Genomic DNA, 6,462 nt, shown 5'->3' on the forward strand with positions numbered 1-6,462 from the left:
CAGGGCGGGGCGGGGCGGGGCAGGGCTGGGCTGGGGAGGGGGCTCTGCGGGTTGTGGGGTGGTGCTGTTGGCCGGGGCTGGGGAGGGGACGCGGGTGCGGGTGGGAGGCGGCGCGGCTTGTCGTAGTTGGGGCGAGGAGGCGGGGTGGCTGCGGGTTGGTGGGGGTGAGGGGGTGCGGCTGTCCGGGGCTGGGGTGGGGGAGGTGGTGGTGGGTGGGGCAGGGGGCAGGGGGCTGGGAGGTTGATGCGGGCATGTCGGGGGTTTTCCACAGGGGTGGCGGGCGGGGGATTGGGTGGGCACAGTGGGGTGTGTGAACGGTGCACTGCGGTGGTGGGGAGAGCTTGGGGACCTGGTGTTGCCGGGGGAGTGTGCGGGGTGTGGGCGGGGGCGGACTGTGCTCTGTGGGGAGTGTCGGGAGGCGGTGAGCGGGGGTGCGGCGCGGTGGGTGCGGGCGGAGGGTGAGGTGGATGGGTTGCCGGCGGTGTGTGCGGCGGGGCCGTATGCCGGGGTGGTGCGCGGGGTGTTGCTCGCGCATAAGGAGCGGGGGGCGTTGGGGTTGGTGGGGGCGTTGGGGGTGGGGATGGCTCGGGCTGTTCGGGTGGGGTTGGACGGGGTTGGGGTGGGGTTGGGCGGGGGCACGGAGGAGCCGGGGGTGTTTGGGGGTGGGGTGTTGTTGGTGCCTGTGCCTTCTGGGCGGGGGGCTGTGCGGGCTCGGGGGCATGATCCGGTGCGGCGGGTGGCGTTGGCGGCGGCGGGGGTGCTGCGCAGGGGTGGGGTGGAGGTGCGGGTCGCCTCTGTTCTGCGGCAGCGGGCGGGGGTGCTTGACCAGGCCGGGCTGGGGGGTCGGGAGCGGCGGGAGAACCTTGCCGGGGCGCTGCGGGTCAGCGGGGCGGGGGCCCGGGTGCTGAGGGGGAGGGCTGTGGTGCTCGTCGACGACGTCGTCACGACCGGGGCTTCGCTCGCGGAGGCCGCGCGTGTGATTGGGGAGGCGTGTGAGGGGGGAGGTGAAGGAGTGTCCGGTGAAGTCGCCCGTGCAGGGCCGGACCCGGTGGAGAGGAGGCGGCGTGGGGTGCTGTGCGCGGCCGTGGTCGCGGGGTCACCGGATTCTTTTGAAATAAACCGGAACTGATCGAGAAGGTGCTTCGTTGCAGCTGGTGAGAGGCGCAATTCACCTGAACGGAGGTACAGCCGGGTAGAGGGTGACGACATCCGTCCGGGCGAGATATGTTCGGTTCAGAGAGACAAAGCCGAAGGCCGTATCTCTCGAATCCGAATGCCGTGCTGCGGTTTCGGGAAAATCACCCGCGGCATCCAGGATGTGGATCTCTCCTTCGGGGGAGGGAGGTGGACGTCACCGAGTCAGAAGGTTCCGGGGCTCACCGGAATCTGGTGCGAAAGGGAGATGCTCCGCGACGGAGCGGAGCGATCCGGGAACGGAGTTCTGCGTGGACATCGTCGTCAAGGGCCGTAAGACCGAAGTGGCCGAGCGGTTCCGCAAGCACGTGGCCGAGAAGCTGAACCTGGAGAAGATCCAGAAGCTCGACGGCAAGGTGATCAGCCTGGACGTCGAGGTGTCCAAGGAGCCGAACCCCCGACAGGCCGAACGGTGCGACCGGGTGGAGATCACGCTGCGTTCCCGCGGCCCGGTGATCCGGGCGGAAGCGGCGGCCAGCGACCCGTACGCGGCACTCGACCTGGCGGCGGAGAAGCTCGACGCACAGCTGCGCAAGCAGCACGACAAGCGCTACACGCGGCGCGGCTCCCGCCGGCTGACGGCGGCGGAGGTCCCCGACCACGTCCCTGGCGTGGCCACCCTCAGCGGCAGCAACGGCGAGCCGGTCGACCCCGGCCGGGCCGACGGCGTCCCCACCAAGCGGATGGGCTCGCTGGAGGTGCAGGGTGACGGCCCCCTCGTCGTCCGCGAGAAGAACCACGCCGCGGCCCCGATGACCCTCGACCAGGCGCTCTACGAGATGGAACTGGTCGGACACGACTTCTACCTCTTCGTCGACTCCGAGACCAAGGAACCCAGCGTCGTCTACCGGCGGCACGCCTACGACTACGGGGTGATCCACCTCCAGACCGACACGATGGTCACCGCGCAGGCGCACGCCTCCGACTCCGGCGGCACGCTCGGCGGCTGACCGCGCGCCGGTCATGACCCGACGGGTGCCCCTGGAGCGCGTGTGCGCCCCCAGGGGCACCCCCGTGCGACCAGTTCACGCCTTGCTCCGTCACCGCGTTGTCGCCAGGGCATGGAATCATGGCCAGGGCGGCTCAACGAGTGGGCCGTTGCCTCGGGTTGGCGATGGCACCAGACCAACGGCCCCAGCCTCAGGGGGAGGAACGATGGCGGACAGCTTCGGACCGATGCGGGACGAGGACGCGCGCGACAGCGTCGTCGGCATGGGCCCGGACGCGGGCACCTTGCGGGGGGAGCCGATCAGAGTGCTTGTCGTGGACGACCATGCGCTGTTCCGCCGGGGGCTGGAGATCGTGCTCGCGGCCGAGGAGGACATCCAGGTCGTCGGGGAGGCGGGGGACGGGGCCGAGGCTGTCGACAAGGCGGCGGATCTGCTGCCCGACATCGTGCTGATGGACGTCCGGATGCCCAAGCGCGGGGGGATCGAGGCGTGTACCTCGATCAAGGAGGTGGCTCCCAGCGCCAAGATCATCATGTTGACCATAAGCGATGAGGAAGCCGACCTCTACGACGCGATCAAGGCGGGGGCCACGGGATATCTCCTCAAGGAGATCTCGACGGACGAGGTCGCCACCGCGATTCGCGCGGTCGCTGACGGGCAGTCGCAGATCAGTCCCTCGATGGCGTCGAAACTGCTCACCGAGTTCAAATCGATGATCCAGCGGACGGACGAGCGGCGGCTCGTGCCCGCGCCTCGGCTCACCGATCGGGAACTCGAAGTGCTGAAACTCGTGGCCACCGGGATGAACAACCGGGACATCGCCAAGGAGTTGTTCATCTCCGAGAACACCGTGAAGAACCATGTGCGCAACATCCTGGAGAAGCTCCAACTGCACTCCAGGATGGAGGCGGTGGTCTATGCGATGCGGGAGAAGATTCTTGAGATCCGGTGAGTGGGTGTCAGCTTAGGGTCGCGGCCAGGGTCCTTCTCGTCTCCTTCGCCAAGGCGTCCTGGAGGGACGGGGGGTCGACCCGTTCGACCCTGATGTCCTTGCAGTCCACCCAGCTCGCGGCTTCCACCAGGGCCTGGGCCACCGCCGGGATCGACTTCGGGCCGTCCAGGGAGACCTGTTTCGCGACGAGGGTGCCGGACTCTCTTGCCGGGTCGACTCTGCCGACCAGTTTGCCGCCGGCCAGGACCGGCATCGCGAAGTAGCCGTGGATGCGTTTGGGCTTGGGGACGTAGGCCTCCAGGCGGTGGGTGAAGCCGAAGACGCGTTCCGTGCGGGCGCGTTCCCAGATGAGGGAGTCGAACGGGGAGAGCAGGGTCGTGCGGTGGCGGCCCCTCGGGGCGGTCTCCAGGGCCTTCGGGTCGGCCCAGGCGGGTTTGGACCAGCCGTCCACCGTCACCGGAATCAGGCCCGAGTCCGCGAGGACGTCGTCCACCTGGTCGGATTTGAGGCGGTGGTAGTCGGCGATGTCGGATCTCGTGCCTACGCCGAGGGCCTCGCCGGCCAGGCGGACCAGGCGGCGGATGCATTCCCTGTCGGTCAGATCGTCGTGCAGGAGGTCTTTCGGGATGGCTCGCTCCGCCAGGTCGTAGACGCGTTTCCAGCCTTTGCGGTCTACGCAGACGACTTCGCCGTACATCAGGGCGCGTTCTACCGCGACCTTGGTGCCGGACCAGTCCCACCATTCGCTCGTTCTCTTCGCGCCGCCCAGGTCTGTGGCGGTGAGGGGGCCTTCTGCGCGGAGTTGGTCGAGGACCTTGGCGTAGACGCCGTCCGGGAGGGTGTGGTGCCAGTGGGGGCGGTTGCGGTAGGCGCGGCGGCGGAAGGCGAAGTGGGGCCATTCCTCGATGGGGAGGATGCAGGCGGCGTGGGACCAGTATTCGAAGGCGTGCGGGGGTGTTTGGGGGGTGGTGGGGGTCCAGTAGGCGGATTCCACTGTCTTGCGGCCTACCGCGCCGAGGCGGGCGTACGGGATGAGTTCGTGGGAGCGGGCCAGGACCGAGATGGTGTCCAGTTGGACGGCGCCGAGGTGGCGGAGGGTGCCTCGGACGCCGGATTTTCGGTCGGGGGTGCCTAGGAGGCCCTGGGCCCTGAGGATGATGCGGCGGGCTTCGTCCGGGGTGAGGGTGGTGGTTGGGGGCGGGAGGGGCGTCATGTCTTCGGACGATAAGGGGTGGGTCTGACAGTGGGGGTTGAGCTGGGGTTTTCTTGCCCGCGCCGACCCGGGGGGTGGGTGGGGGTGTGGGTGGGTTGGGGGTGGAGCGGCCCTGGAGGGGGCTTGTCCTCACGCGCCGGACGGGCTGTTGGGGTGGGCTGAAGTGGGGGAGGTGGTTTTGGAGTGGTGGGTGGGGTTGGCCCTGGACGGGCCTCGTCCTCACGCGCCGGACCGGATGCTCGCAACTGATGGCTCTGAGCAAGGTCAAGCTTGGGTGAACCCGGTGGTCACCCGGTGGAAGCGACGAAACCCCGTCCGACGTTGGCCGAACGGGGCTCCGGGTTGGTCTGGTCAGTCGCAGAACGATGCCTTCACGGTGGTCATGATGTCCGCCGCCTGGTCGTCTGTGAGGCTCGGCACCAGGCCGCCCTTGGAGCGGGCCTGAGCGTTGCTCTGGACGGTTGCGGCCGGATGTCCGGACACACGCTGCGAGACTTGCTGACGGCCTGCGACTCCTTTTCGGTGAGTCTCGGGCCGATGGCACCCAGGGCGCGGTTGGGTGCGGCGGTCTGTGCGGCGTCCGGTGTCGGTACGCCCGTGCTCGGCTTCGCGGTGTCCGCCGACGCGGTGTCCGGGGCGTCTTCGAACAGTGCGAGCATCCTGCCTGACGTGAGGACGGCAACCCCCGTCGTCCGCCGCGGAGTGCACGCCGACGATGACGACGCGGTCGGGGGTGACTCCGGGGCCGCTCGCGCGCTCGATGTGGCGGGGGTGTGGTGGTTCACGCGCTCATCTCGGTCGCGGCGAACGCGTCCGGCCCGAAGGGGGCACCGTCGTAGGTGTACGGGTAGTCCATGCCGAGGCTCGCGTATGCCGCTGCCTGGCGGCGTTCGTACTGGAGGCGGGTTTCGCGCTCAGCGTCCGCTGTGGCCTGTCGGCGGAAGAGTTCCGCCGCTTCTTCCTTCGTGGGTCCGGTCCACGGTCGGGACCAGGGGCTTACATACAGCTGGGGGGTGGGGGCCACTGCCGGGGCGGCCTGCGGCTTGCGGCGTTTGCCCGTGGCGGGGAGCAGGAGGGAGAAGAGGGTACGCAGGCACGCCGAGATGGCGCGCGCGATAGAGTGGCGCACGGCGACAGTCCTTCCAAGGGTGATGTCGTCACGGCCCCGTCAGCGGAGTGCGCTAACACTCCGAGTCCTGGCGGGGCCACCTTGTTTGATGTTGTGCAGCGCACGCTAGCACCAACACCCGCTGCGTGACGACGTTTTGGGAAACACGGAAACAGGCAGGTGACGAACGCGGGACGGTCGGCCCGGCGGGAGGCGTGCTGTTACGGGTCCTCCGGTAGGCCCCAGTTCTCGGGGTTCGTGGTCAGGTCCTGGAGGAGTGTTTCGACGGTGGGGTCGGAGATGTCCCAGGCGTGGACGAGGGGATGCGCGCCGAACAGCCCGCAGGCGTCGCCGTTGGTGTGTGAGGCCTCGCACCACCGCAGGACGGCGAACCGGAACCCGTCCTCGCCCCACAGGATCCACTGCCCGTCGTCCTCGGCCTCCCCGTCCCACAGGAAGTCGGCGTGCTCCCCCGGATGCCCTTCCGCCAGCTCGCAGCAGACGTACCCCTCCGCGAACTCGCAGTCCTCGTACGCCCCTTCGGGCGCCGACTCCAACAAGGCCAGCACCTCCCGCACGGGCACCAGCCTGACCCCGGTGCACTGCAACATGACGCCCTCACAGATCGGTTGAGGCTTCCCGGACGGACGACACCGGGTCGCCCCCTTCTCGCCGGATCACCCCCCACTCCACGAGCCGTTCGGCGACGAACGTCGGACTGACCCGGAACTCGCGGGCCAACGCGGCGGCGGACACGCCCTGTTGATACCGCCGGACCACCAACTCCCGCGCCCTGACGAACCCGGCACGCGCCACCCGCACTTCCGCGCTGCTGCGCCGCTGGGCCCGCCCCCTGAACACCCGCGCACCGGCCCGCCGGTACAGCAACGCGTCGACGAGGTTGCGGCGCTGCTCGCCCCACTCGTCGAACCATCGCCCCAACCAGCCGGCGGTCACCCCGTACTCCTCCGCAAGCCCACTCAACGGCGCCCCCAGCCGATAACGCCGGATCACCAACTCACGTTCCTCCAGCACACGTTGCCTC

Annotated in this window: 7 protein-coding genes; 2 read left to right on the forward strand and 5 right to left on the reverse strand. The window is 69.3% G+C overall.

Going from position 1 to position 6,462, the window contains the following annotated elements; genetic code table 11:
• The first annotated feature begins 1,445 nt into the window (after positions 1 to 1,445).
• Both hpf and ACVNF4_RS30600 read left to right on the forward strand, forming a co-directional pair.
• Positions 1,446 to 2,144 carry a ribosome hibernation-promoting factor, HPF/YfiA family gene (hpf, locus tag ACVNF4_RS30595; protein WP_461806134.1) on the forward strand — a complete coding sequence of 233 codons (699 nt, stop codon included), beginning with the start codon at positions 1,446 to 1,448 and terminating at the stop codon, positions 2,142 to 2,144.
• 205 nt (positions 2,145 to 2,349) lie between these two features.
• Entirely contained in the window at positions 2,350 to 3,096 is a 747-nt protein-coding gene (locus ACVNF4_RS30600; protein WP_461806135.1) for a response regulator, read from the forward strand.
• 7 nt (positions 3,097 to 3,103) lie between these two features.
• Here the strand turns inward: ACVNF4_RS30600 and ACVNF4_RS30605 are convergent, their stop codons facing one another.
• From ACVNF4_RS30605 to ACVNF4_RS30625, 5 genes are all read right to left on the reverse strand, one after another.
• Positions 3,104 to 4,309 carry a winged helix-turn-helix domain-containing protein gene (locus ACVNF4_RS30605; protein WP_461806136.1) on the reverse strand — a complete coding sequence of 402 codons (1,206 nt, stop codon included), beginning with the start codon at positions 4,307 to 4,309 and terminating at the stop codon, positions 3,104 to 3,106.
• Positions 4,310 to 4,660: 351 nt separating this feature from the next.
• Positions 4,661 to 4,792 carry a hypothetical protein gene (locus ACVNF4_RS30610; RefSeq protein ID WP_461806137.1) on the reverse strand — a complete coding sequence of 44 codons (132 nt, stop codon included), beginning with the start codon at positions 4,790 to 4,792 and terminating at the stop codon, positions 4,661 to 4,663.
• 298 nt (positions 4,793 to 5,090) lie between these two features.
• Positions 5,091 to 5,438, reverse strand: a complete 348-nt coding sequence (locus ACVNF4_RS30615; protein WP_461806138.1) for a hypothetical protein — start codon at positions 5,436 to 5,438, stop codon at positions 5,091 to 5,093.
• A gap of 200 nt (positions 5,439 to 5,638) precedes the next feature.
• Positions 5,639 to 6,028: a hypothetical protein gene (locus ACVNF4_RS30620; protein WP_461806139.1), complete on the reverse strand. Its 390-nt coding sequence runs from the start codon at positions 6,026 to 6,028 to the stop codon at positions 5,639 to 5,641.
• 7 nt (positions 6,029 to 6,035) lie between these two features.
• A partial coding sequence (locus ACVNF4_RS30625; RefSeq protein ID WP_461806140.1) for a hypothetical protein occupies positions 6,036 to 6,462 on the reverse strand: 427 nt, incomplete at its 5' end.

This window comes from Streptomyces sp. S6, assembly GCF_054880855.1.

Coding starts and splice junctions, on each gene's coding strand:
- ACVNF4_RS30600 (WP_461806135.1), top strand. CDS start 2,350: ATGGCGGACAGCTTCGGACCGATGCGGGACGAGGACGCGCGCGACAGC.
- ACVNF4_RS30605 (WP_461806136.1), bottom strand. CDS start 4,309: ATGACGCCCCTCCCGCCCCCAACCACCACCCTCACCCCGGACGAAGCC.
- ACVNF4_RS30620 (WP_461806139.1), bottom strand. CDS start 6,028: ATGTTGCAGTGCACCGGGGTCAGGCTGGTGCCCGTGCGGGAGGTGCTG.